Raw genomic sequence first — 20965 nt, forward strand, 5'->3', positions numbered from 1 at the left:
TGGTCATCAGTTGACGCCAACCTTGAGATCGCCCTGTTTGATCGCTTCCGGGAACAACACCACGGGCTTGGCGCCCTGGATCTGGAAGACCGGCGGATCGAGCGAGTTGATCTGGCCGTTGGCACCGAACCTGACGGGGCCGAAGAAGGTCACCACGTCGAGCTTGGCGAGCTCATCGCGCACCTTGTCGCGATCGAGCGAGCCGGCCTTTTCGATCGCCATCTGGAACAGCGCGCCGCAGAGTGCCGCGGAAGCCTGGCCGTAGTCCGGCTCGCTCTTGTACTTGGCCTTGAACAGCTTCACGAAATTCTCGGTCGAGCCGAAGATGTCCTTGCCCTCATACCGCTCGGCCGGATGCCACCAGGAGGCGCTGGTGATGTTCTCGGCGGTCTTGCCGCCGGACTCGATGAATTCCTGATAGGCCGGACCGGCGATCATCGTGACAATCGGCGCCTTCATCTCCTGGTCGACCATCTGCTTGCGGATCAGGAGCAGGTCGTTGATGTAGCCGGTGACGAATATCCATTGCGGCGCGAGCGACTTGATTTGCGACAGCGTCGCCGAGTGATCGAGTGTGCCGATCGCATATTTCTCGAAATAGACGAGGTCAAAGCCGTTGGCCTTGGCCGACTTCTCCATTTCCTGCGCGATCGCGAGCGGGAACAAATCGTTGCGCGCGAGGATCGCGATCTTCTTCACCTCGGGCACCTTGGCCTTGATGATCTGGGTCAGCGGCGTCGTCAGCGTGTCGTTCGGCGTGAAGGTGCCGAACAGATATTTGTAGCCCTGGTCATAGACCTGGACGGAGGACGCGGTCGCCGCCAGCGTCGGCACCTTGTACTTCTCGGACACGGTGCTCGCCGCCTTGGCCGCGCCGGAACCGAAGGCGCCGAACATGAAGTTGACGTTGTCCTGGCTGATCATCTGCTCGGTCGCCTGCACCGCGCGCGGCGTGTTCGACTGATAGTCGGCGTAGACAATCTCGACCTTGTATTTCTTGCCGCCGACGGAAATGCCGCCGGCCTTGTTCGCCTCCTCGGCCCAGAGGTCATAACCCTGCTGCTGCTTGATCGCTTCGGGCGCGAGCGGGCCGGTGATCGGCAGCGGCGCGCCGAAACGGATGACGTCCTCGGCCGACGCGTTAGAAGTCTGCGCGCCGCAGAGAACCGCTGCCGCCCATAGCGGGGCTGCAAGACGCGCGTAACGAGCGACCCAAGACTTATTCATAGAATACTTCTCCATGGCAGCCAGAGACTGAAACATAAAAATCATGGCAAATCCCGCATTCGAATAAAAGCATTGAAATTAGAGGTCTGAGGTCGAATAATTCGACCCCTGGTCAGCGCCTGCCGCCTTGTTGGGCAGGCCGCGAGGGGAGGACGAAAGCCGCATGATCGAGTCAGCCGCCATCCGATATTTCCGCGAGGTCACCGAATGCGGCTCGATCAAGCAGGCGGCGGCTTCGCTGCGGATCGCGCCGAGCGCGATCAGCCGGCAGATGCAGGCGATCGAGGAGGAGCTTTCGGCAAAACTGTTCGAGCGCGGCCCGCGCGGGATGCAGCTCACCGGCGCCGGTAACCTACTCTACCGCTACGCGGTCGAGAACCGCAATCAGCTCGACGGCATCCGCGTCAAGGTGCAGGAGTTCGATAGTTCGCGGCGTGGGCAGGTCAGGATCGCCACCGTTGAGGGCATGCTGATGAGCTTTCTGTCGAATTTCGCCGTCGACCTTGCCGGCGACTATCCGGGCATCTCGATCTCGATGACGATGGTGGGCTCGCGCGACGTGGCCGAGAGAGTCGGCCACAACGATGTCGACCTCGGCTTCGTGTTCGGCCGCGCGCCGCGCAGCGATCTGATCGAGCTCGGGCGGATGCGGCAGTCGCTGTGCCTGATCGTCTCGCCGCGCCACCCGCTGGCGAACAAGGCGAGCTGCACGGTGAAGGAACTCGCAGGGCTACGCGTCGTGGTCCCCGATCCGTCCTTCGGCATCCGCCAGGAAGTCGATCGGGCCTGCGCGCAAGCGAAGGTCAGGCTCGAGGTCTGCACCGAGACCAACTCGCTCGCCTTCGCACAAAGGCTTGCCGCCCGCACCGATCTCGCCACCTTCCTGCCGCGCGTCGCCGCAGTGTCGGCGCTGGAGGCCGGCCTGCTCGTCGCCGTGCCGCTACGCGACAAGCGGCTGGAAGCAACGCAGGTCACCATGGTCCGGCTGGCGAGCCGAAACCTGTCGCCGTCCTGCCGGCTGGTGGCCGACCTCCTGATCGGCCGGATGCGGGAAGAGCAGGACTGAGGTCAGCTCGATTGCGTCCGGGACAGGTGCTGCGCTCCCTCTCCCGCTTGCGGGGGAGGGCCAGGGTGGGGGTTTCTCCGCGATTCACACTGTCCGATCGTGTGGAGAGAGCCTCACCCGACGCTGACGTCATAGCCGAAGCTCCGCTTCGGCGTTCTGAGGAACGGCCGCCAAAGGCGGCCTATGCCTCCCCCGCAAGCGGGAGAGGTGAAGCGGACTCGTGGCCAGTCCAACCAAATGGCACTACGCTCTAGGTCAGCTCGCTTCGCGCAATTTGAAGCGCTGGATCTTGCCGGTCTGCGTTTTCGGCAGCGCGTCGACGAAGCTGATGGCGCGAGGATATTTGTACGGCGCGATCCTGGCCTTGACGTGATCCTGCAAGAGCTTGACCTGCAGATCGTCACAGCGGCAGCCCTGCTTCAGCACGACATAGGCCGAAACGATCTGCCCGCGCTCCTCATCGGCCTGCCCCACCACCGCACACTCCGCGATGTCGGGATGTGTCAATAGCGCGGCCTCGACCTCGGGACCCGCGATGTTGTAGCCGGAAGAAATGATCATGTCGTCGGCGCGGGCGACGAAAGAGAGCCGGCCATTCTCGTCGCGTACGAACGCGTCGCCGGTCAGGTTCCAGCCATCGCGCACATATTTGGTTTGGCGCGGGTCCGCGAGATAGCGACACCCGGTCGGGCCACGCACCGCGAGCTTGCCGACCTTGCCGGGCGGCAACTCGTTCATGTCGTCATCGACGATCTTTGCCTCATAGCCTGAGACCGGATGTCCGGTCGTGCCCGCTACGGCATCGCCGATCCGGTTGGTGATGAAGATGTGCAGGATCTCCGTGCTGCCGATGCCGTCGAGGATCGGCTTGCCGGTCTTCCTGGTCCAGCTTTCGAATACTGGCGCCGGCAGTGTCTCGCCGGCAGAAACTGCGATGCGCAGCGAGGACAGGTCGGCGCCGTTGTCCATCGCGGCCATCATCGCGCGGTACGCCGTCGGCGCAGTGAAACAGATTGTCGCCTTGTAGGTCTCGATGATCTCGACCATCTGGTTCGGAGCGGCATTTTCCAGGAGCGTCGCAGTAGCGCCGAACCGCAACGGAAAGATCGCGAGCCCGCCCAGGCCGAAGGTGAAGGCCAGCGGTGGTGACCCGACGAAGACGTCGTCCTCGGTGACATCAAGCACTTCCTTCGCATAACCATCCGCAATGATCAGGAGATCGCGGTGGAAATGCATCGTCGCCTTCGGCTCGCCGGTCGTGCCCGATGTGAATCCCAACAGCGCGACGTCGTCGCGGCCGGTCTTGACCGCCTCGAACCGCACCGGCTTGCTCAACGCGACGCGATCGAGCTCGGCGTCGTGGTTCTGCGTGCCGTCGAAATTGACGACCTGCCTGAGGAATTTGCTGATCTTCGCGCAGGCGACGAGCTCATCGGCGATACGGCTGTCGGTCAGCGCCAGCGAGATTTCGGCCTTGTCGACGATCTTCTCCAGTTCGCCGGCGCGCAACATCGGCATGGTGTTGACGACGACGGCGCCAGCCTTGGTCGCGGCGAGCCAGACGGCAACGAAGGCCGGATTGTTGCCGGAACGGATCAGCACACGGTTGCCGGCTTTGACGCCATAGTTCTCGACCAGCGCATGCGCAAGGCGATTGGACCAGTCGGTCAATTCCTTGTAGGTGCGCTGGCGACCGTTGCCGATCAGCGCAATGCGGTCGCCAAACCCCTTCTCGACCATGCGGTCGGTCAGTTCGACCGCGGCGTTGAGATATTCTGGATATTGAAATTCAGGCCGGTCGAGCAGCAGGTCCGGCCACTGATGGAGCGGCGGAAGATTGTCGCGCGTGAACGTATCGACATGGGCGGAAGGGCCCAGCTTCGGTGCAAGAACTGCCATATCCATCGCCCCTCGCTTTCCAGCAAGAATGCTCACGATCACACATCGAGGACGCCCGGCAGCGTATCCGGCAACAATTTTATACTTAAAACAATTCCGCGCAAGGGCCGATTTTGCGCTTCGCCGGAACGTGAGGAGAATTCAGCCCTGCGCCAATTCGCGCAGGCGCGTAACCATCGCCGAGTCTGGATCGGCCAGCGGCGCGATCGCGGTGAAATGATTGGCAGCGGCGACGACACCGAACCGGGTGGCAACGCCGGCCGCGCCCCATTGCTCGACGATGGTGCGGCTTTGCCGATGATATTCGGCGCTTTCGGTTTCGCCGACCACCGCATCCAGCGCTGTTCCGGCTGGCGGCCGCCAGAACAGCGGACTTGCGGCCTCGGCTGCCGCAGCATCCAGACGCAACGCCTTGTTGATCGAGGTTTCGACCAGCGGCGCGAGCTCGAACAGGCCCGAGATCGAATAGGCCGATATGACCGGCCGCTTCGGCAACGACCTATCGAACGCCATCCAATCGGTCGCGAGCATGCAGGCGGCGAGATGCCCGCCCGCAGAATGACCGCTCATCACCAGCAGTCGTCCGAGGCGCGCCAATTCGCGCGACGCATCGCGCATCTGGCCGATGATATCGGCAATGGTGGCGGCAGGACAGAGATCGTAGCTCGGCACAGCGACCGTGACCCCGTGGGTATTGAGCCCGCGCGCGCAATGGCTGAAGAAGGAGCCGTCGAGCGCCTGCCAATAGCCGCCGTGGATGAAGACGACGATCGGCCCTTCGCCGCTTTCAAACAAATCAATGGTGTGGCGATTGCCGGGGCCGTAGGCGATGCGGCGCGGCGCATGCTGCGCGCGATAGGCGGATGCGTCCCTGGCCCAGCCCTCGATCAGCGCCTGATGTTCCGGCACCCGCGCGCGATTGTTGTATTCGACTTCATAGTCGACACCACTCATGGCGTCCGCGCCTTGGCCGATCGCTGCGCCGATGCTTTTGTCTTGGCGAGCAGCCGCATCAATTCGCTGATATCCTTGCGCGAGAGGTCGGCGAAGATATCGGCGATCCAGGTCTCGTGCTCGGCCGCCATCTTGCGGAACTCGGCGCGGCCGAGTTTCGTCAATCGGATGAACTGCACACGCCGATCTGTCTCCGAGGTGCGGCGGTCGAGATGACCCGATTCCACCAACCGCTCGACCAGGCCGGTCACATTGCCGTTCGATACCATCATGCGCTTGGAAAGGTCTGATAGCGTCATGCCGTCAGGCACCTTGTCGAGCTGGGCCATCAGGTCGAAGCGCGGCAGCGTGACGTCGAAGCGCTCGCGAAGGCGGCTGCGCACCTCGCCCTCGATCAGGGTGGTGCAGGTCAGAAGCCGAAGCCAGAGCCGGAGCTCCGTGCCATGATCTTCCGGCAGTTCGACCGCTTTTGTCTCGGAATCAAGCATCATGGGCAGTCACGCCTTTCGCGGCGCCAATCGCAGCCGATCGTTTTGACCTTCAAACAATTCGCGGCATATCGCAAGCCGAATGAGCGATGCTCCATGATATCGCGGGATCTCTTTAAGCTTCAAGCAATTTGGCGCGGCGCTTGCATACAGACCGCGGGCGGCTGAACGGTCCGCGGGCGGCCCAGACCCGGCGAGGCATTCGCTTGCGGCGCTTGCCGTCGTCAGAATAAGCTGTGGCGCGAGATTTTGATCTTTGTTGGCGCGGGGAGAGACCATGAAACGGGCATTGAAGTTGGCAGGATTGGCGGCGCTGTTCGCCCTTGCTGCCGGACCCGCGCTGGCGCAGGAGAAGATCAAGATCGGCGTCATCGTGACGACGTCGGGCCCGGCCGCCGCGCTCGGCCAACAGGTGCGCGACGGCTTTGCGCTGGCGATCAAGGATCTCGGCGGCAAGATGGCGGGCCGCGACGTCGAGGTCGTCAATGTCGACGATGAGCTCAAGCCGGATGGCGCGGTGACCAAGGTGCGCGGGCTCCTGGAACGCGACAAGGTCGACTTCGTGGTCGGACCGATCTTCTCCAACATCCTGCAGGCGATCCACCGTCCCGTGACCGAGAACAAGACGTTCCTGATCTCGCCCAACGCCGGCCCCTCGAGCTACGCCGGCAAGGAATGCAACCCGTTCTTCTACGTCACCTCCTATCAGAACGACCAGGTGCACGAGATCCTCGGCAAGGTCGCGCAGGATCGTGGCTACAAGCGCGTCTATCTCCTGGTGCCGAACTACCAGGCCGGACGCGACTCGGTGGCCGGCTTCAAGCTCGACTACAAAGGCGAGATCGTCGACGAATCTTATACGCCGCTCAATACGCTCGACTTTCAGCCCGAATTGACAAAAATCTCCTCGCTGAAGCCGGATGCGCTGTTCACCTTCATGCCGGGTGGCATGGGCGTCAATCTGGTGAAGCAGTACAAGCAGGCCGGCGCCACCGTGCCCGTGCTGTCAGCCTTCACGGTCGATGAATCGACGCTGCCGGAGCAGCAGGATGCGGCGGTGGGCATGTTCGGCGGCGCCAACTGGGCGCCCAACCTCGACAATCCCCAGAACAAGAAGTTCGTCGCTGCCTATGAAGCCGCCTACAAGAGTGTGCCGGGCACCTACGCCATGCAGGCTTACGACGCGGCGCTGCTGATCGACAGCGCGGTGAAGGCGGTCAACGGCAACCTCTCCAACAAGGAGGCGGTCGCGGCGGCGCTCAAGAAGGCGGACTTCGTCTCGCTTCGCGGCGGCTTCAAGTTCAACACCAACGGCTATCCGATCCAGGACTTCTATCTGACCCAGGTCGCGAAACGTCCTGATGGAAAGTTCCAGACCGAGATCGTACAGAAAGTGTTTGAAAATTACGGCGACCGTTACGCCAAGGATTGCTCAGCCAAGTGAACGGGCAAGTAAGCGAGGGAGTGGAACAATGAACGACGAGATCGCGGGCATCACGCGCGCCAACGAGGGCATGCAAGGCATCACCTGGAACATCCTCGGCCAGACCTATGTGCCGAAGAACCGCACCGAGCACTCGTTCTCCTGGCATGCGACGTTTCCGCCCGGCACTTTCGTGCCGCCGCACATTCATCCCGACCAGGACGAATATCTTTACATCCTCGAGGGTAAGCTCGACTTCATGCTCGACGGTGCCGATGAATCGGCAACGCCTGGCGACCTCGTGCGCCTGCCCATGGGCAAGCCGCACGGCATCTTCAACAAGTCGCAGCAGGCCGCGAAGACGCTGTTCTGGGTGTCGCCGACGCACCGGCTCTATGATCTGTTCTGGGCGATCCACAATATGCGGGAGCAGAACCCGGACGATGTGGTGAAACTCGCCGCTGAGCACAACATCTACTTCCTGCCGCCGCCCCCGGCGTAGCACGTAGCCCGGATGGAGCGCAGCGTAATCCGGGGTTGATCGCCCCAATCGACGGTGTCCCGGATTGCGCTGCGCTCCATCCGGGCTACGCTGCAAGAGCAGGATGAGAGGTCTGGGGCCTCATGGTTCGAGACGCGCGGCAAGCCGCGCTCCTCACCATGAGGGTCTAAGATCTCGCCTCGCTCGCAGACCTCATCCTGAGGAGGCCGCGCAGCGGCCGTCTCGAAGGATGAAGCCCCCGACGCCCGTTACGATTGCCGCGCCACCACGCGTGCGGCAAAGCCCGCCTTGGCGGCGTAGCCGCGCACGATCGCTTCGCGCGCCTCATAGCTCAGAATAGACTCGATGTCCGTAAACCCCTGCGGCGCGATCTGCTCGACCGCATCGATCACGCCCTCGGGCCCGCCGCGACGGTTGGAGGCGACGATGTCGGCGGTCATCGGCAGGCGCTGCCGTTCGTAGGCGACCAGCGCCTGACGCGGATGTTCCGAACGTGCCAGCGCATCGGCGAGGCACCGCGCATCCAGAATGGCCTGCGAGGCGCCGTTGGAGCCGACCGGATACATCGGATGCGCGGCATCGCCGAGCAAGGTGACGCGCCCGCTGGTCCAATAGGGCAAGGGATCGCGGTCGCAGCACGGATATTCCCAGAATTCCGGCGTGGCGCCGACCAGCGCTGCAAAGTCGACCTGCGGGATCAAGAAGCCTGCCACATGCGGCATCAGCTCTTCGCGCCTGCCGAGGTTCGACCAGCCCTCGCGGCGCGGCGGCGGTGACGCGCCGTCGCCGATCCGCACCATCACCGCCCAATTGGTGAGACGGCTGGCCGGGCTCGAGCCTTCCGCGATCGGATAGATCACGGCCTTGGCGTTCAGGCCGCCGGCGATGATCATCGAGCGGCCCGTCAGGAACGCGGGCCAGTCGGCGGCGCCGCGCCACAGCATCAGGCCGTTCCAGCAGGGTGGCCCCTCGTTCGGAATCAGCGTCTCGCGCACTTTCGAGTGGATGCCGTCGGCGCCGATCAGGATATCGCCGCGCGCCGTGTGCACATGCTGGCCTGCACGATCGAAGAAGTAGGCCGCGACGCCGCCTTCATCCTGCGTGAACGCGCCGAGCCGGCAACCGGTGTGGATCGCCTCGCTGCCGAGCCGCTCAACCACCGCCTGATAGATGACGCCCTGCAGGCGGCCGCGATGAACGGAGAATTGCGGCACCTCGTGGCCGGCGTCCAGCCCGCGCTTCTCGTGCCAGACCTGCTGGCCATGGCGCGTCAGGTAGAACAGCTCGTAGGTGCGGATCGCAACCTTGTCGAGCGCGTCAAGCAGGCCAAGCCCGGCGAGTTCGCGGATCGCATGCGGCAGGGTGTTGATGCCGACGCCGAGCTCGCGGATCGTTTCCGCCTGCTCGAACAATTCGCAGGAAATGCCGCGAGCCCGCAGCATCAGCGCCGTCGTGAGCCCGCCAATCCCGCCGCCGACGATAATCGCCTTCATCGCCCTACTCCGCTCGAAACCCGGACGTTGTGAGAGGTTGGCAGGGTCGCACGGCGTCAGAGCCGCTCGCAAGACGCTTTATGGTCTCAGCATCCACTCCGCCCGCGACTTAGGTTAACGCTCTCACCACCTCAATCCGGAACCACCGCGATGGCCTGGATCTCGACCCTGGCGCGATCCTCGATCAGGCCGGAGACCTGCACCGCCGTCATCGCCGGGAAACGGCGGCCCATGATGTCGCGGTAGACCGCGCCGATCTCTTTCAACCGCGAGGAGTATTCGCGGCGGTCGAGCAGGAACCAGGTCATCGACACGATATGCTCCGGCGTTGCGCCGCCGCTGGCGGCGACCGCGACGACGTTCCGCAGGGTCTGGGCGATCTGCTCCACGAGATCGTCGGTCTCGAACACGCATTGCGCGTTCCAGCCGATCTGGCCGGCGACAAAGATCATCTTGCCGCGCGCGGCAACGCCATTGGCATAGCCGACCGGCTGGGCCCAGCCGTTCGGTTGCAGGAGTTCGATCATGTGCTTGTTCCCGTCACGGGTTCAATTCCCCTCGAAGACCGGTTTCTTCTTGGCGGCGAAAGCCTCGAAGGCGCGGCGGAAATCACCGGTCGCCATGCAGACCGCCTGCGCCTGCGCTTCCGACTCCACCATCTCGTCGATGCCCATCGCCCATTCCTGGTTGAACATCGTCTTGGTCATGCCATGCGCGAACCATGGGCCGTCGGCGAGCGAACGGGCGAGTTCATGAGCCGCGGCCGACAGCTCCGCCGATGGCACCAGGCGGTTGTGAAAGCCCCAGGCAAATCCCTCTTCCGCGCTCATGGCCCGGCCGGTGTAAAGCAACTCAGCGGCGCGCCCCTGCCCGATCACCCGCGGCAACAGTCCGCACGCGCCCATGTCGGCGCCAGCGAGTCCCACGCGCGTGAACAGGAACGCGGTCTTGGCCTGCGGCGTCGCCAGCCGCAGATCGGACGCGAGCGCCAGCATCGCGCCGGCGCCGGCGCAGATACCGTCGATCGCCGCGACAATCTGCTGGGGGCATTTGCGCATCGCCTTCACGACATCGCCGGTCATGCGCGTGAACGCAATCAGGTCGGGCATCGCCATCCGCGTCAGCGGCTCGATGATCTCGAACACATCACCGCCGGAGCAGAAATTGCCGCCCTCGCCGGTCAGCACGATGGCGCGGACGTCGGAGGCGTAGGCAAGATCGCGGAAGAGATCGCGCAGCTCCTCGTAGGACTGGAACGTCAGCGGGTTCTTCTTGTCCGGCCGGTTCAGCGTGATGGTGGCGACGCGGGCATCGTCATCGGTGGACCATTTGAAATGGCGCGCCGGATAATTCTTGAACGGTCGCAGCTTTGCTTTCATCTCAGACATGATGTTGTTTCCTTGGGCGTTTCCTTGGGCGTTTCCCTTATCCCGTGAAGACCTCGCCGCCGGCAACCGCGATGGCCTGTCCGTTGATGGACGATGCGCTTGAGGAGGCGAGCCAAAGAATGGTGTCCGCAACCTCCTCAGGCGTCACCAGCCGCTGCATCGGATTGACCTTTGCCAGGGCTGCGCGCGCTTCCGCTTCGCTCCGGCCGGTCTTGGCGACGATGTTGGCGGCCGCCTCGGCCACCAACGGCGTATCAGTATAGCCCGGACAGACCGCATTCACGGTGACGCCGCGGCGCGCATATTCGAGCGCGAGCGCGCGCGTCAGCCCGACGACGCCGTGCTTGGCGGCGACATAGGCCGAGACGTAAGCGTAGCCGGTCAGGCCCGCCGTGGACGCAACATTGATGACGCGCCCGCGTCCGCGTTGCGCCATGCCGGGCAGCACCGCATGCGTCACCAGGAAGACGCTGGAGAGGTTGCTCGCCAGCATGTCCGACCACAGCGCGGCATCCGTCTTCTCGAACGGCGCGCTCAATGCTTTCCCTGCATTGTTGACGAGAATGTCGATCGGGCCGGCCTCAGCCTCGATCCGCTTGATGCCTTCGGTGACCGCGATTTCGTCGGTCACATCGACAGGCAGAACTGCGCCTGCACCCGCCCCAATGGACGCCGCGGTCTCGGCAAGCGCATCCGGCCTCCTGCCTGCAACACTCACGCGTACGCCGACTTCGGCCAGCGCGCGTGCGGCCGCGGCGCCGATGCCGGAGCCGCCACCGGTGATGAGCGCATGCGCATTGGGCCAGAAATGCCGGGTCATGCTTTCGCTCCCGCTGCCGCGCGTTCCAGATTGGCCTCATATTGCGGCTTGCCGGAGAGATATTGCTTCGGCCAGGCAATCGACTTCACGCCGATCTTGGCGGCCTCGTGCAGCGTCCAGGCAGCATCGGCGAGATGCGGGCGAGCGATCGCGCAGAGATCGGCGCGGCCGGCGGCGATGATGGAATTGGCGTGATCGGCCTCGGAAATCGCGCCGACCGCAATGGTCGCAATGCCGACCTCGTTGCGGATCTTGTCGGCAAACGGCGTCTGATAGAGCCGCCCATAGACCGGATGGTCGTCGGCCCAGACCTGGCCCGAGGAGCAATCGATCAGGTCGGCGCCGGCTTCCTTGAACAGCCTTGCGAACTCTAGCGCATCATCGGGCGTGTTGCCGCCCTCGGTCCAGTCATGGCACGACAGGCGCACCGAGATCGGCTTGTCCTGCGGCCACACTTGCCGGATCGCGCGAAACACTTCCAGCGGATAGCGCGCACGGTTCTCGATGCTGCCGCCATATTGGTCCGTCCGGCGGTTGGTGAGCGGCGAGAGGAAGCTCGACAATAGATAGCCGTGGGCACAATGCAGTTCGAGGATGTCGAAGCCGGCCTGTACCCCGCGCCGGGCCGCGGCGACGAACTGCTCGCGCACCTCATCCAGTTCGGCGCGCGTCATCGGCTCGGGCATCTGGCCGTCGGGCAGATAGGGAACGGCGGAGGCCGACACCAGCGGCCAGTTTCCGCCCCGGAGCGGCTCGTCCATGCCTTCCCAAGCCACGCGCGTAGAACCCTTGCGGCCGGCATGGCCGAGCTGGATGCCGATCCTGGCCGCGCTATTGCCGTGGACGAAATCGACGATGCGCTTGTAGGCGTTCGCCTGCTCGTCGTTCCAAAGCCCGCAGCAGCCCGGCGTGATCCGCGCCTCCGGTGACACGCAGGTCATCTCGGTGAAAATCAATCCGGCGCCGCCGAGCGCGCGGGCGCCGAAATGGACGAGGTGGAAATCGTTCGGCACGCCTTCCACCGCCGAATACATCGCCATCGGCGAGCAGATGATGCGGTTTGGCAACGACAGACCGCGGATGCGGAACGGTGTGAGCATCGGCGGTGCTACACGATCGTTGGAATCCGGCAGCCCGGCGCGTTCGGCGAACCAGCGCTCATAGCCTTCGAGCCATGTCTTGTCGCGAAGCCGCAAATTTTCGTGGCTGATGCGCTGCGAACGCGTCAGCAGCGAATACATGAACTGCTCGGGCTCCAGCGTGTCGGCATAGCGCGCGCCGACCACCTCGAACCATTCCATAGCATTGCGCGCGGCGTTCTGGATCCGAGCCACATCGACGCGGCGGAGTTCTTCGTAAGCGGCGAGCACCGACGGAATCTTGTCCGGCGTTGCGCCGAGCTGCTTGAACTGGTTGGTCAGCTCGATCGCATCCTCGAGCGCGAGCTTGGTCCCCGATCCGATCGCAAAATGCGCGGTATGCGCGGCATCGCCCATCACCACGACATGGCTGTTGCCGTTGAACGCGGTCCATTTGCCGCAGATCAATCGCGGGAAGGAAAGCCAGGCCGAACCGCGCAGATGGCGCGAATTGGATGCCAACGAATGGCCCTCGAGAATCTCGGCGAAGATCTTTTCACAGAAGGCGATGGAGCCGGCCTGGTCGAGCTTGTCGAGACCATGCGCCAGAAACGCTTCTTCCGTGGTCTCGACAATGAAGGTCGCCGCGCCCTCCTCGAATTTGTAGATATGCGCCTGGAACCAGCCGTGTTCGGTCTTGCGGAAGTCGAAGGTGAAGGCATCAAAGCGCTTGTTGGTGCCGAGCCAGATATAGCGGTTCGGCCGCATCAGGATGTCGGGCTGGAAGCTGTCGGCATAGCGCGTGCGGATCTTCGAGTTCACGCCGTCGGCCGCGACGATCAAATCGGTATCCGGAAATTCGAGATCGGAATCGACCTCGCGCTCAAAGACAAGTTCGACGCCGAGTTCCTCGGCGCGCGCCTGCAGGATGTTGAGCAGGCGCTTGCGGCCGATGCCGACAAAGCCGTGGCCGGTGGTGCGCATCCGGCGGCCTTTGATCAGGACCTCGATATCGTCCCAGTGGTTGAAAGCCTCCTCGATCGCATCCGCCGTGACGGGATCCCATTTGCGCATGTTGTCCATGGTCGCGTCGGAGAACACGACGCCGAAACCGAAGGTGTCGTAGGGGCGGTTGCGCTCGACCACCGAAATCCGGTGCGCCGGATCGAGCATCTTCATCAGGATGCCGAAATAGAGCCCGGCCGGCCCGCCCCCGATGCAGACGATGCGCATGGCTGTCTCCTCACCTTCGGCCGTCGGGGCATCTCCGCGGACAGTCCCGGACCGACATGGGAATATTTTATGCTTAAAATAATTTTGTCAAGCGAGCCCCGGCCCGGTCGGGCAAAAAAGCGGTCTCGCCGCGCTCTTAGGCGCGGCAACCGGTTAGACAGATCGGATCGATTGACGGCGGTTCTCCCTCCCCCGTTCTTTATGGGGCCGGGACGAGCAAAGCTCGCCCTGAGAGGGTTGGGGTGAGGGCTCTATCCGCGAATACGGCGGCAACCGGACTCGTGGAGACTCCCCCTCACCCGAAATTCAAGCTGCGCTCGAATTTCGACCTCTCCCCGCAAGCGGGGCGAGGTGAACGGAGCTCGGGGGTCTCTAATACGCCAGCGGCTTCGGCCGGCCGACGCCGCAATAATGAAAACCGTTCCGCGTCACATCCTCGGGCGAATAGATGTTGCGGAGGTCGACGATCACGGGCGTTGCCATGATCGTCGCCATCTTCTTCAGGTCGAGCGCGCGGAACTGCTCCCATTCCGTCACGATCACGATCGCATGGCTTCCCCGCGCGCAATCATAGGCGTCGCGGCAGAAGGTGACATTCTCGAACACCTTCTTGGCCTGCTCCATCCCGACCGGATCGAACGCGCGGATCGCCGCGCCCATGTCCTGCAGCGCCGTGATCAGCGGGATCGATGGCGCGTCGCGCATGTCGTCGGTGTTCGGCTTGAAGGTGACGCCGAGCACGGCGATGGTCTTGCCGCGGATGTTGCCGCCGAAGGCATTCGACACCTTGCGCGCCATTGCGCGCTTGCGCTGGTCGTTCACCGCCACCACCGTTTCGACGATCCGCAGCGGAGCCTCGTTGTCCTGGCCTGTCTTGATCAGCGCCAGCGTGTCCTTGGGAAAGCAGGAGCCGCCGAAGCCCGGACCGGCATGCAGGAATTTCGAGCCGATGCGGTTGTCGAGCCCGATACCGCGGGCGACCTCCTGGACATTGGCGCCGACCTTCTCGGCAAGATCGGCGATCTCGTTGATGAAGGTGATCTTGGTCGCGAGGAACGAGTTGGCGGCATATTTCGTCAGTTCCGCGGTGCGGCGGCTGGTATAGAGGATCGGCGAGGTGTTGAGATGCAGCGGACGATAGACTTCCGCCATCACCTCCCTCGCAAATGCATCCTCGGTGCCGATGACGATGCGGTCGGGGTGCTTGAAATCCTGGATCGCGGCACCTTCCCGCAAGAATTCCGGATTGGAGACGACGGCGAATTTCGCGTCCTTCTTCTCCTCGCGGATGATGCGCTCGACCTCGTCGCCGGTGCCGACCGGGACGGTCGACTTCGTCACTACGACGGCGGATTCCGGCAAGGCCGCGGCGATCTCGCGCGTCGCGGCATAGACATGGGAAAGATCGGCGTGGCCGTCGCCGCGGCGGGACGGAGTGCCGACCGCGATGAAGATGACTTCGGAACGGCTGACCGCCCCCTTCAAGTCGGTCACAAAAGCCAGGCGGCCCTGCGCGATGTTTCTCGCCACCAACTCGGAAAGCCCGGGCTCGTGGATCGGTATCTCGCCCTTGTTGAGCGCTGCGATCTTCTTTTCATCCTTGTCGACGCAAACGACGTAGTGCCCGAAGTCGGCGAAACACGCCCCCGACACCAGTCCGACATAACCGGCGCCGACCATCGTGATATGCATGACTTATCCTGTCTGACCAAATGATCGCAGCGGTCGCACTGGTCATCATTTGACCAGCATCGACTCGCCGTCGAGATGCTGCGGGAAGAAGAAGAAATTGTTGATATAGAACCGCCCTTCCTTGCGGCCACCATCCGCCTCGAGCGCCGCCGCATCCTGCAGCTCCTCGACATCGAATTTTTCGACGTCGACCACATCGTCTTCCTTCAGGAAGAAACCACGATAGGACCGTTGCCGGAAGAAATCGAACACCGATTCCGTCGCGGCCGGCCGATGACGATCCTCCGCCTCAACCAGGAACACCGGCTGGCAGCGCTCGAGGAGCTCGACGGCGCCGTTGAGGACGTTGAGCTCGTGCCCTTCCACGTCGATCTTCACGAAGGCAACCTCCTGATGCATCACCGAATCCAGCCGCGCCATCGGCACATGGGCGGCGACGATCGGATCGGCCGACGCCATCACCCGCCGCTCAAGCGAGGCAAGGCCGTGGACCAGGCCCGTGTCGCCGCGCGGAATGAAGAGCTCCGCGTCACCTTCGTGGTCCGACAGCGCGATCTCGTGCACGCTGACGTTTGAAGCGGACGTCCGCCGCAGCAGGCGCGCCATGTCGTGCGAGGGTTCGAAGGCGTGAACTTCGCGGGAAAGCCGCGCCAGCTTTCGCGTGTAGAGCCCGCAATTGGCGCCGATGTCGACCGTGACAGCATCTTCCGGGATGATCTTGTCGAGATAGGAAAGCTCCCGCTCCGCCGATTTCGGGCGATGCATGAAGTGCCACTGCAGCCAGATCGATGGGAATGCATCCTTCAAGAGATCCTTGGCCTGCTGCTTGGCACCCATGTCCATTCCCTCCGTTATGTGTTGATGCGGATCGGGTACTCCGAGACGCCGCTTGCCGGATTGGCTTGCGGTCGCCGCGTCACACCCGGTGGTAGATGTCCTGCACCCGGACGATGTCGTCCTCCCCAAGATACGTGCCCGACTGCACCTCGATCAGGTTCAGCGGAACCTTGCCCGGATTTTCCAGGCGATGCATGCAGCCGAGCGGAACGAAGATCGATTCGTTCTCGCGGAGCAGCACCTCCTCGTCGTCTCGCGTGACGATCGCGGTGCCGTTCACCACCACCCAATGCTCGGCGCGGTGAAAATGTTTCTGCAGCGACAGTTTGGCACCCGGGTTGACGGTGATGCGCTTGACCTGGAAGCGGTCGCCGGCATGGATCGACGTGTAGTAACCCCACGGACGGTGCACGCTGTGGGTCTGCGTCGCGGCGCGATGGCCGTTGGCCTTCAACCGCTCCACCAGCTTGCCGACATCCTGGGCGCGCTCGCGTTTGGTCACGAGCACCACGTCGGGCGAAGCGGTGATGACGAGATCCTCGACGCCGAGGGCGGCAACCAGCGGGCCGTCTCCCCGCACGTAGCAGCCGGAGCTGTCTTCGGCCACCGCGTCGCCGATCACGACATTGCCGGAGGAGTCCTTCTCGCCCATCGTCCACAGCGCCGACCAGCTTCCGACGTCGCTCCAGTCAAAACTGGCCGGCACCACCATGGCCTTGTCGGTTTTTTCCATCACCGCGTAGTCGACGGAGATAGATGGGCAGGACTCGAATGCCTTTTCTTCCAACCGCAGGAAATCGAGATCGCGCGTCGCGCCGGCCAGCGCCGCGCGGCAGGCGTCCAGAATGGCGGGCTCGTGCCGCGCCAATTCATCGATGAAAGCTCGTGCGGGCAGCAGGAAGATCCCGCTGTTCCACAGATGATCATTGCCGGCCAACAAGCGCTCCGCGGTCGCAACGCCGGGCTTCTCGACGAAGCCTGCGACTTTGCGGATTTCGGGAAGATCGGCGATCCCGCCGCCCATGCGGATGTAGCCATATCCGGTCGCAGGCCCGGTCGGCTTGAGGCCGAACAGGACAAACTGTCCGCGGCGCGCTGCCGGAAGCCCGCTCGCGATCGCGGCGCGGAACGCCGCGTGATCGCGCACCCAGTGGTCGACCGGCGTCACCAGGATCACCGCGCCAGGATCGACCTCGCTGGCGAGAAGCGCCGCGATCGCCACCGCCGGCGCGGTATTTCGTCCGAACGGCTCCAGCACCATGGTGGGATTGGCGATGCCGGCCGCGCGCAGTTGCTCGCCAATGGCAAAGCGATGCTCGGCATTGGCAATCACCATCGGATCGGCAAACAGCGACGGCTCCGTCACGCGGTTCGCCGTCTGCTGCAGCAAGGTCTTCTCGCCGAGCAGCGCGAGCAGTTGCTTCGGCTGGTTCTCGCGCGACAGCGGCCAGAGCCGCGAGCCGGTTCCGCCCGACAAAAGAACTGGGACTATGCGGCCGCGTGGCTGCAGCATTCTGTCGCTCCCCTTGATGTGATGGTTATATGTCGGCGGGCTAGAAGCCGCTGCCGGACAGGAATTCGCGGCGGACGGTGCGCACGATGATCATGACGTCCATGCGCAAGGACCAGCGCTCGATATAGTCGAGGTCGTAATCGATCCGCGAGATTGCGCGGCCGGCCTCAACCGTGCTTCCGCGGCACCCGCTCACCTGCGCGAGGCCGGTGATGCCAGGCCGAGCGCTGTGGCGCTGGAAGTAATACGGCACGAGGTCCTCATAAGGCAGCTCGGCGGCCAGCATGCCCGGGACATGCGGGCGCGGGCCGACCAGCGACATGTCGCCCCTGATGACATTGATCAATTGCGGGATTTCGTCGAGGCTCGTCTTGCGCAGGATCTTGCCGATCGAGGTGACGCGGGAGTCGCCCTGCACGGTCTGCTTCACGCCGCGCACGTCACCGGCATCGGTCCGCATCGAGCGGAACTTGTAGATCTTGAAGCGCCGGTTTCGATAGCCGTACCGGTATTGGTGAAACAACACGGGCCCTCGCGACGTCAGCTTGATGCCGATGGCGATCGCGATCAAGAGCGGCGCGAAGAACAAGAGCGCTGCGCTCGCAACCACGATATCGAAGATGCGCTTTGCGATGGAGGAGCCCGGCTCGGTGCGAACCGAGCCGCGCGGGCGCTTTGCCCGATAGGGGCTATATGAATTGCTGCCGGCATATTCGACCGGCCGCATCGAGATGATGCTCCGCTTGTTGCGGAGCGACCTGATACTGTCCTGGTCGAAGTTGGCTGTGACGATGGCGGCCATTTGCTCTCGCTCTCTCTGTTGAACCCAAAGAGGTCACAAGCGCGACGACGCAGACCGTCACTGCCCATCTCGCGGGCACCTTCGCAATTGCGAATTTTCCTGCGTAGCAGAGACGCGTCTCGATCGCGCGGCGGTATAACTCTACGAACTCTTTGGGCGAAATGGGGCAGCAAAACGAAAATGTTGCGCGCGGTTTTGCATCGCGGCATCGTGAGGTTTGTGCGATGCAAAGAATCCGTTTTGTTCGGAAGCGCTTAGATTGAACTGCACGCGAAATGCGCTGCGTGTTTTTCGATGCAGCCATGCATTAACGCAAACCTGGAACCGCGCGGGAATCGGATTCGATTCAGGAATCGACCGTGCACCCGCTACATCAAGCGCTTAATCTGTGCGATCATTTTTGAAGGATTTTTTTCACTGCATACTAAACGGCTAGTCGTATTCTGCCCGCTGCGATCGTTTCAATTGGTGGTTTTGTCGATGATTGCGAGACGTCAACACGGGGAAACGGCCTTAACCAAGAAGCCGCTCGTCTCGGAAAAATTTTCCAGGGAGGCGCCAATGATCGCAGCGCGTTTGGATCGCCCTGAAACAAAACGACTCGATCCTGCGGGGCGCAAATTGAGGAACCGTATCATCCTGGCGAACATGCTTGCCTGGATCGTGATCATTCTGCTCATCCGAATGATCTTCTTCTAGGACCTTATATACTTAGAGAAGTCGGGAACAGGTGCCGGCGGCGTCGCCGCCGATTGACCTCATGACGGTTCCATGATCGAAGCAACCGATGATGCGGCCGCCAGTTGCATATCCGCACTACGTTGCACCTTCGGCTCCCGCAGACACGCGCATCTACGCGGTCGGCGACATTCACGGACGCGCCGACCTGCTCGCCGACACCATTACGCGTATCGACGACGACATAAGCCGGCGGCCGATCCGCTACGTGCTCGAGATCTATCTCGGCGACTACGTTGACCGCGGTCCCGATTCCAAGACCGTGCTCGATCTGTTGGCAATTCGCCTCGTCAGGAATCACGCAGTTTGCCTGCGTGGTAATCATGAAGAGCTATTGCAGCACTTTCTTGACGATCCGGCGGTGTTCGCACAGTGGCAGCGGCTCGGCGGCCTGCAGACGCTGGCCTCCTATGGCGTGTCTCCGCGCGACATGCCAGTCTCCGAAGTCAATCTGCAGCGCCGTTTTCTCAACGTCTTCCCACGTACGCATGCCCTGTTCCTGCAATGCCTGCGCGACAGCTTTATCTGTGGTGACTTCTTGTTTGCCCATGCCGGGGTGCGCCCGAGCGTTCCGATCGAGCAGCAGCATCCGGAGGATCTGCTTTGGATCCGCCAGGAGTTTCTCAATTCGGATGAAGATCACGGCAAATATGTCGTGCACGGCCACACCCCGGTTCCCCATCCTGACATCAGGCACAATCGCATCAATATCGACACCGGCGCGTGGAGAAGCGGGACCCTGACCTGCATCGCCATCGAAGGAACAGCGATTCTGGTGCTGTGACAGACGCAGGCGCCATTAACGCTGCGCGATCATGGAACCGCACGGAACTGTCGCGGAACCACCACCCACATTCTTTCGCCTTGTTTGCTCACTTATGCTCCGCGCCGTTACTGACGGACTTTCGTGGGGATGCAGTCATGCAGCAACAATCAATCCGTGTCGCCCGCGTGGCGCCACGCAATATTCTATTTGCGTTTGCTTTGGCGAGTATCGCGGGTTTCGCAACTTTCGCATCGGCTCAAACGCAAACCGGCTCGCATGCGTTCTCGACGGGGACCTACGTGCTCGGTCCGAACGACAGAGTGCGTGTGAAGGTGTATGGGGAGCCCGACATCACGGGAGAGTATGAAATCGACGCGAGCGGTCAGGTCTCGATTCCACTTGCAGGACGCATGAGGGCGTCCGGCATGACGACCAAGCAGTTGGAACGCGCGATCACATCCGCGCTATCGAAGGACATCGTGCGTGATCCGAAAGTGAACGTCGAGATCGTCGCGTACCGACCTTATTACATTCTCGGCGAGGTCAAGAAGGCCGGCGAGTATCCGTACCGCCTTGGTCTGACCGTGATGGATGCGGTCGCCAGCGCCGGCGGATTCACCTATCGCGCCAACGAGGGCAAGGTCTATGTGCGTCGATCGGGCAGCACAGCGGAAGAGATCTACCCGCTTGATACGCCGATCCTGGTGTTTCCTGGTGACAACATCCGGGTTCCCGAGCGCTACTTCTGAGTGGCTCGTTCGACGGAGCGGTCTCGCTGCAAATCACGCGCGTAAAACATTTATGTCATGCGCGCTGCCATAGTGTCGTCGATTTGCGGTGAGTATTATTTTGCAATGCAGAAAACTTTTTCCCGCGACGCACGTTAATGCGCGGGGAGATGTTCTCTGATCAAACCAGCAATGCTCCGTAGTGCGCGCGTAACAAGTGCATGGACTGTCATGTCGATGCGCAGTCCGCGGTGAATTTGTGAGCACGGGCAACCGAGCCTCAGGACTTCACCGCCTCCAGAGTTCCCGCAAGGGAT

19 protein-coding genes are annotated in these 20965 nt (G+C 62.7%); 6 read left to right on the forward strand and 13 right to left on the reverse strand.

Going from position 1 to position 20965, the window contains the following annotated elements; all coding sequences use genetic code 11:
* Positions 1–6: 6 nt before the first annotated feature.
* Positions 7–1227: an amino acid ABC transporter substrate-binding protein gene (locus ACZYOF_RS08425; RefSeq protein ID WP_463715454.1), complete on the reverse strand. Its 1221-nt coding sequence runs from the start codon at positions 1225–1227 to the stop codon at positions 7–9.
* A gap of 163 nt (positions 1228–1390) precedes the next feature.
* On the opposite strand from ACZYOF_RS08425, the gene ACZYOF_RS08430 reads away from it, so the two are divergent.
* Positions 1391–2293: a LysR family transcriptional regulator gene (locus ACZYOF_RS08430; protein WP_130580067.1), complete on the forward strand. Its 903-nt coding sequence runs from the start codon at positions 1391–1393 to the stop codon at positions 2291–2293.
* Positions 2294–2548: 255 nt separating this feature from the next.
* Here ACZYOF_RS08430 and ACZYOF_RS08435 read toward each other — a convergent pair whose 3' ends face one another.
* The 3 genes from ACZYOF_RS08435 to ACZYOF_RS08445 all read right to left on the reverse strand — a co-directional run bounded on the left by ACZYOF_RS08435 (position 2549) and on the right by ACZYOF_RS08445 (position 5637).
* Complete coding sequence (locus tag ACZYOF_RS08435; protein WP_463715455.1) at positions 2549–4192, reverse strand: benzoate-CoA ligase family protein; 1644 nt, start codon at positions 4190–4192, stop codon at positions 2549–2551.
* Between the two features lie 141 nt (positions 4193–4333).
* Entirely contained in the window at positions 4334–5146 is an 813-nt protein-coding gene (locus ACZYOF_RS08440; RefSeq protein WP_463715456.1) for an alpha/beta hydrolase, read from the reverse strand.
* Positions 5143–5637 (reverse strand): MarR family winged helix-turn-helix transcriptional regulator, encoded by a 495-nt coding sequence (locus tag ACZYOF_RS08445; RefSeq protein WP_027582003.1) that lies wholly within the window; start codon positions 5635–5637, stop codon positions 5143–5145. Before ACZYOF_RS08445 ends, ACZYOF_RS08440 begins: the two co-directional genes overlap by 4 nt.
* Before the next feature lie 274 nt (positions 5638–5911).
* Here ACZYOF_RS08445 and ACZYOF_RS08450 point away from each other — a divergent pair, with 274 nt between their 5' ends.
* Both ACZYOF_RS08450 and ACZYOF_RS08455 read left to right on the forward strand, forming a co-directional pair.
* Positions 5912–7078, forward strand: coding sequence for an ABC transporter substrate-binding protein (locus ACZYOF_RS08450; RefSeq protein ID WP_463715457.1), 1167 nt, complete (start codon positions 5912–5914; stop codon positions 7076–7078).
* A 28-nt stretch (positions 7079–7106) separates the two neighbouring features.
* A complete protein-coding gene (locus tag ACZYOF_RS08455) occupies positions 7107–7559 on the forward strand; it encodes a cupin domain-containing protein (RefSeq protein ID WP_463715458.1) in 453 nt (150 codons plus the stop codon).
* Between the two features lie 248 nt (positions 7560–7807).
* Here the strand turns inward: ACZYOF_RS08455 and ACZYOF_RS08460 are convergent, their stop codons facing one another.
* The 9 genes from ACZYOF_RS08460 to ACZYOF_RS08500 all read right to left on the reverse strand — a co-directional run bounded on the left by ACZYOF_RS08460 (position 7808) and on the right by ACZYOF_RS08500 (position 18416).
* A complete protein-coding gene (locus tag ACZYOF_RS08460) occupies positions 7808–9052 on the reverse strand; it encodes a flavin-dependent oxidoreductase (RefSeq protein WP_394565384.1) in 1245 nt (414 codons plus the stop codon).
* A gap of 131 nt (positions 9053–9183) precedes the next feature.
* Positions 9184–9579: a RidA family protein gene (locus ACZYOF_RS08465; protein WP_282529212.1), complete on the reverse strand. Its 396-nt coding sequence runs from the start codon at positions 9577–9579 to the stop codon at positions 9184–9186.
* Between the two features lie 21 nt (positions 9580–9600).
* Entirely contained in the window at positions 9601–10440 is an 840-nt protein-coding gene (locus ACZYOF_RS08470; protein WP_394565385.1) for an enoyl-CoA hydratase family protein, read from the reverse strand.
* 37 nt (positions 10441–10477) lie between these two features.
* Positions 10478–11260, reverse strand: a complete 783-nt coding sequence (locus ACZYOF_RS08475; RefSeq protein WP_463715459.1) for an SDR family NAD(P)-dependent oxidoreductase — start codon at positions 11258–11260, stop codon at positions 10478–10480.
* On the reverse strand, positions 11257–13572 hold the full coding sequence (locus tag ACZYOF_RS08480; protein ID WP_463715460.1) for a bifunctional salicylyl-CoA 5-hydroxylase/oxidoreductase: 2316 nt from the start codon (positions 13570–13572) through the stop codon (positions 11257–11259). Before ACZYOF_RS08480 ends, ACZYOF_RS08475 begins: the two co-directional genes overlap by 4 nt.
* Positions 13573–13944: 372 nt before the next feature.
* Positions 13945–15264, reverse strand: a complete 1320-nt coding sequence (locus tag ACZYOF_RS08485; protein WP_463715461.1) for a UDP-glucose dehydrogenase family protein — start codon at positions 15262–15264, stop codon at positions 13945–13947.
* 45 nt (positions 15265–15309) lie between these two features.
* A complete protein-coding gene (locus tag ACZYOF_RS08490) occupies positions 15310–16101 on the reverse strand; it encodes an FkbM family methyltransferase (RefSeq protein ID WP_463715462.1) in 792 nt (263 codons plus the stop codon).
* A 79-nt stretch (positions 16102–16180) separates the two neighbouring features.
* Positions 16181–17614, reverse strand: a complete 1434-nt coding sequence (locus tag ACZYOF_RS08495) for a mannose-1-phosphate guanylyltransferase/mannose-6-phosphate isomerase (protein WP_463715463.1) — start codon at positions 17612–17614, stop codon at positions 16181–16183.
* A gap of 40 nt (positions 17615–17654) precedes the next feature.
* Positions 17655–18416 (reverse strand): sugar transferase, encoded by a 762-nt coding sequence (locus tag ACZYOF_RS08500; RefSeq protein WP_130580079.1) that lies wholly within the window; start codon positions 18414–18416, stop codon positions 17655–17657.
* A 561-nt stretch (positions 18417–18977) separates the two neighbouring features.
* Between ACZYOF_RS08500 and ACZYOF_RS08505 the strand changes: the two genes are divergently transcribed.
* The 3 genes from ACZYOF_RS08505 to ACZYOF_RS08515 all read left to right on the forward strand — a co-directional run bounded on the left by ACZYOF_RS08505 (position 18978) and on the right by ACZYOF_RS08515 (position 20669).
* The gene (locus ACZYOF_RS08505; RefSeq protein ID WP_165421215.1) at positions 18978–19115 is read left to right on the forward strand and encodes a hypothetical protein; all 138 of its coding nucleotides are present in this window, start codon (positions 18978–18980) and stop codon (positions 19113–19115) included.
* Positions 19116–19203: 88 nt separating this feature from the next.
* Entirely contained in the window at positions 19204–19938 is a 735-nt protein-coding gene (locus ACZYOF_RS08510) for a metallophosphoesterase family protein (protein WP_463715464.1), read from the forward strand.
* A gap of 137 nt (positions 19939–20075) precedes the next feature.
* Positions 20076–20669: a polysaccharide biosynthesis/export family protein gene (locus ACZYOF_RS08515; protein ID WP_130580328.1), complete on the forward strand. Its 594-nt coding sequence runs from the start codon at positions 20076–20078 to the stop codon at positions 20667–20669.
* The last annotated feature ends 296 nt before the right edge of the window (positions 20670–20965 follow it).

The organism is Bradyrhizobium sp. LeoA1Lang (assembly GCF_055413685.1).

Bases quoted from the DNA above. Each gene is read 5' to 3' on its own strand.
- ACZYOF_RS08425 (WP_463715454.1), bottom strand. From the start codon at position 1,227: ATGAATAAGTCTTGGGTCGCTCGTTACGCGCGTCTTGCAGCCCCGCTA.
- ACZYOF_RS08430 (WP_130580067.1), top strand. From the start codon at position 1,391: ATGATCGAGTCAGCCGCCATCCGATATTTCCGCGAGGTCACCGAATGC.
- ACZYOF_RS08435 (WP_463715455.1), bottom strand. From the start codon at position 4,192: ATGGCAGTTCTTGCACCGAAGCTGGGCCCTTCCGCCCATGTCGATACG.
- ACZYOF_RS08440 (WP_463715456.1), bottom strand. From the start codon at position 5,146: ATGAGTGGTGTCGACTATGAAGTCGAATACAACAATCGCGCGCGGGTG.
- ACZYOF_RS08445 (WP_027582003.1), bottom strand. From the start codon at position 5,637: ATGATGCTTGATTCCGAGACAAAAGCGGTCGAACTGCCGGAAGATCAT.
- ACZYOF_RS08450 (WP_463715457.1), top strand. From the start codon at position 5,912: ATGAAACGGGCATTGAAGTTGGCAGGATTGGCGGCGCTGTTCGCCCTT.
- ACZYOF_RS08455 (WP_463715458.1), top strand. From the start codon at position 7,107: ATGAACGACGAGATCGCGGGCATCACGCGCGCCAACGAGGGCATGCAA.
- ACZYOF_RS08460 (WP_394565384.1), bottom strand. From the start codon at position 9,052: ATGAAGGCGATTATCGTCGGCGGCGGGATTGGCGGGCTCACGACGGCG.
- ACZYOF_RS08465 (WP_282529212.1), bottom strand. From the start codon at position 9,579: ATGATCGAACTCCTGCAACCGAACGGCTGGGCCCAGCCGGTCGGCTAT.
- ACZYOF_RS08470 (WP_394565385.1), bottom strand. From the start codon at position 10,440: ATGTCTGAGATGAAAGCAAAGCTGCGACCGTTCAAGAATTATCCGGCG.
- ACZYOF_RS08475 (WP_463715459.1), bottom strand. From the start codon at position 11,260: ATGACCCGGCATTTCTGGCCCAATGCGCATGCGCTCATCACCGGTGGC.
- ACZYOF_RS08480 (WP_463715460.1), bottom strand. From the start codon at position 13,572: ATGCGCATCGTCTGCATCGGGGGCGGGCCGGCCGGGCTCTATTTCGGC.
- ACZYOF_RS08485 (WP_463715461.1), bottom strand. From the start codon at position 15,264: ATGCATATCACGATGGTCGGCGCCGGTTATGTCGGACTGGTGTCGGGG.
- ACZYOF_RS08490 (WP_463715462.1), bottom strand. From the start codon at position 16,101: ATGGGTGCCAAGCAGCAGGCCAAGGATCTCTTGAAGGATGCATTCCCA.
- ACZYOF_RS08495 (WP_463715463.1), bottom strand. From the start codon at position 17,614: ATGCTGCAGCCACGCGGCCGCATAGTCCCAGTTCTTTTGTCGGGCGGA.
- ACZYOF_RS08500 (WP_130580079.1), bottom strand. From the start codon at position 18,416: ATGGCCGCCATCGTCACAGCCAACTTCGACCAGGACAGTATCAGGTCG.
- ACZYOF_RS08505 (WP_165421215.1), top strand. From the start codon at position 18,978: ATGATCGCAGCGCGTTTGGATCGCCCTGAAACAAAACGACTCGATCCT.
- ACZYOF_RS08510 (WP_463715464.1), top strand. From the start codon at position 19,204: ATGATGCGGCCGCCAGTTGCATATCCGCACTACGTTGCACCTTCGGCT.
- ACZYOF_RS08515 (WP_130580328.1), top strand. From the start codon at position 20,076: ATGCAGCAACAATCAATCCGTGTCGCCCGCGTGGCGCCACGCAATATT.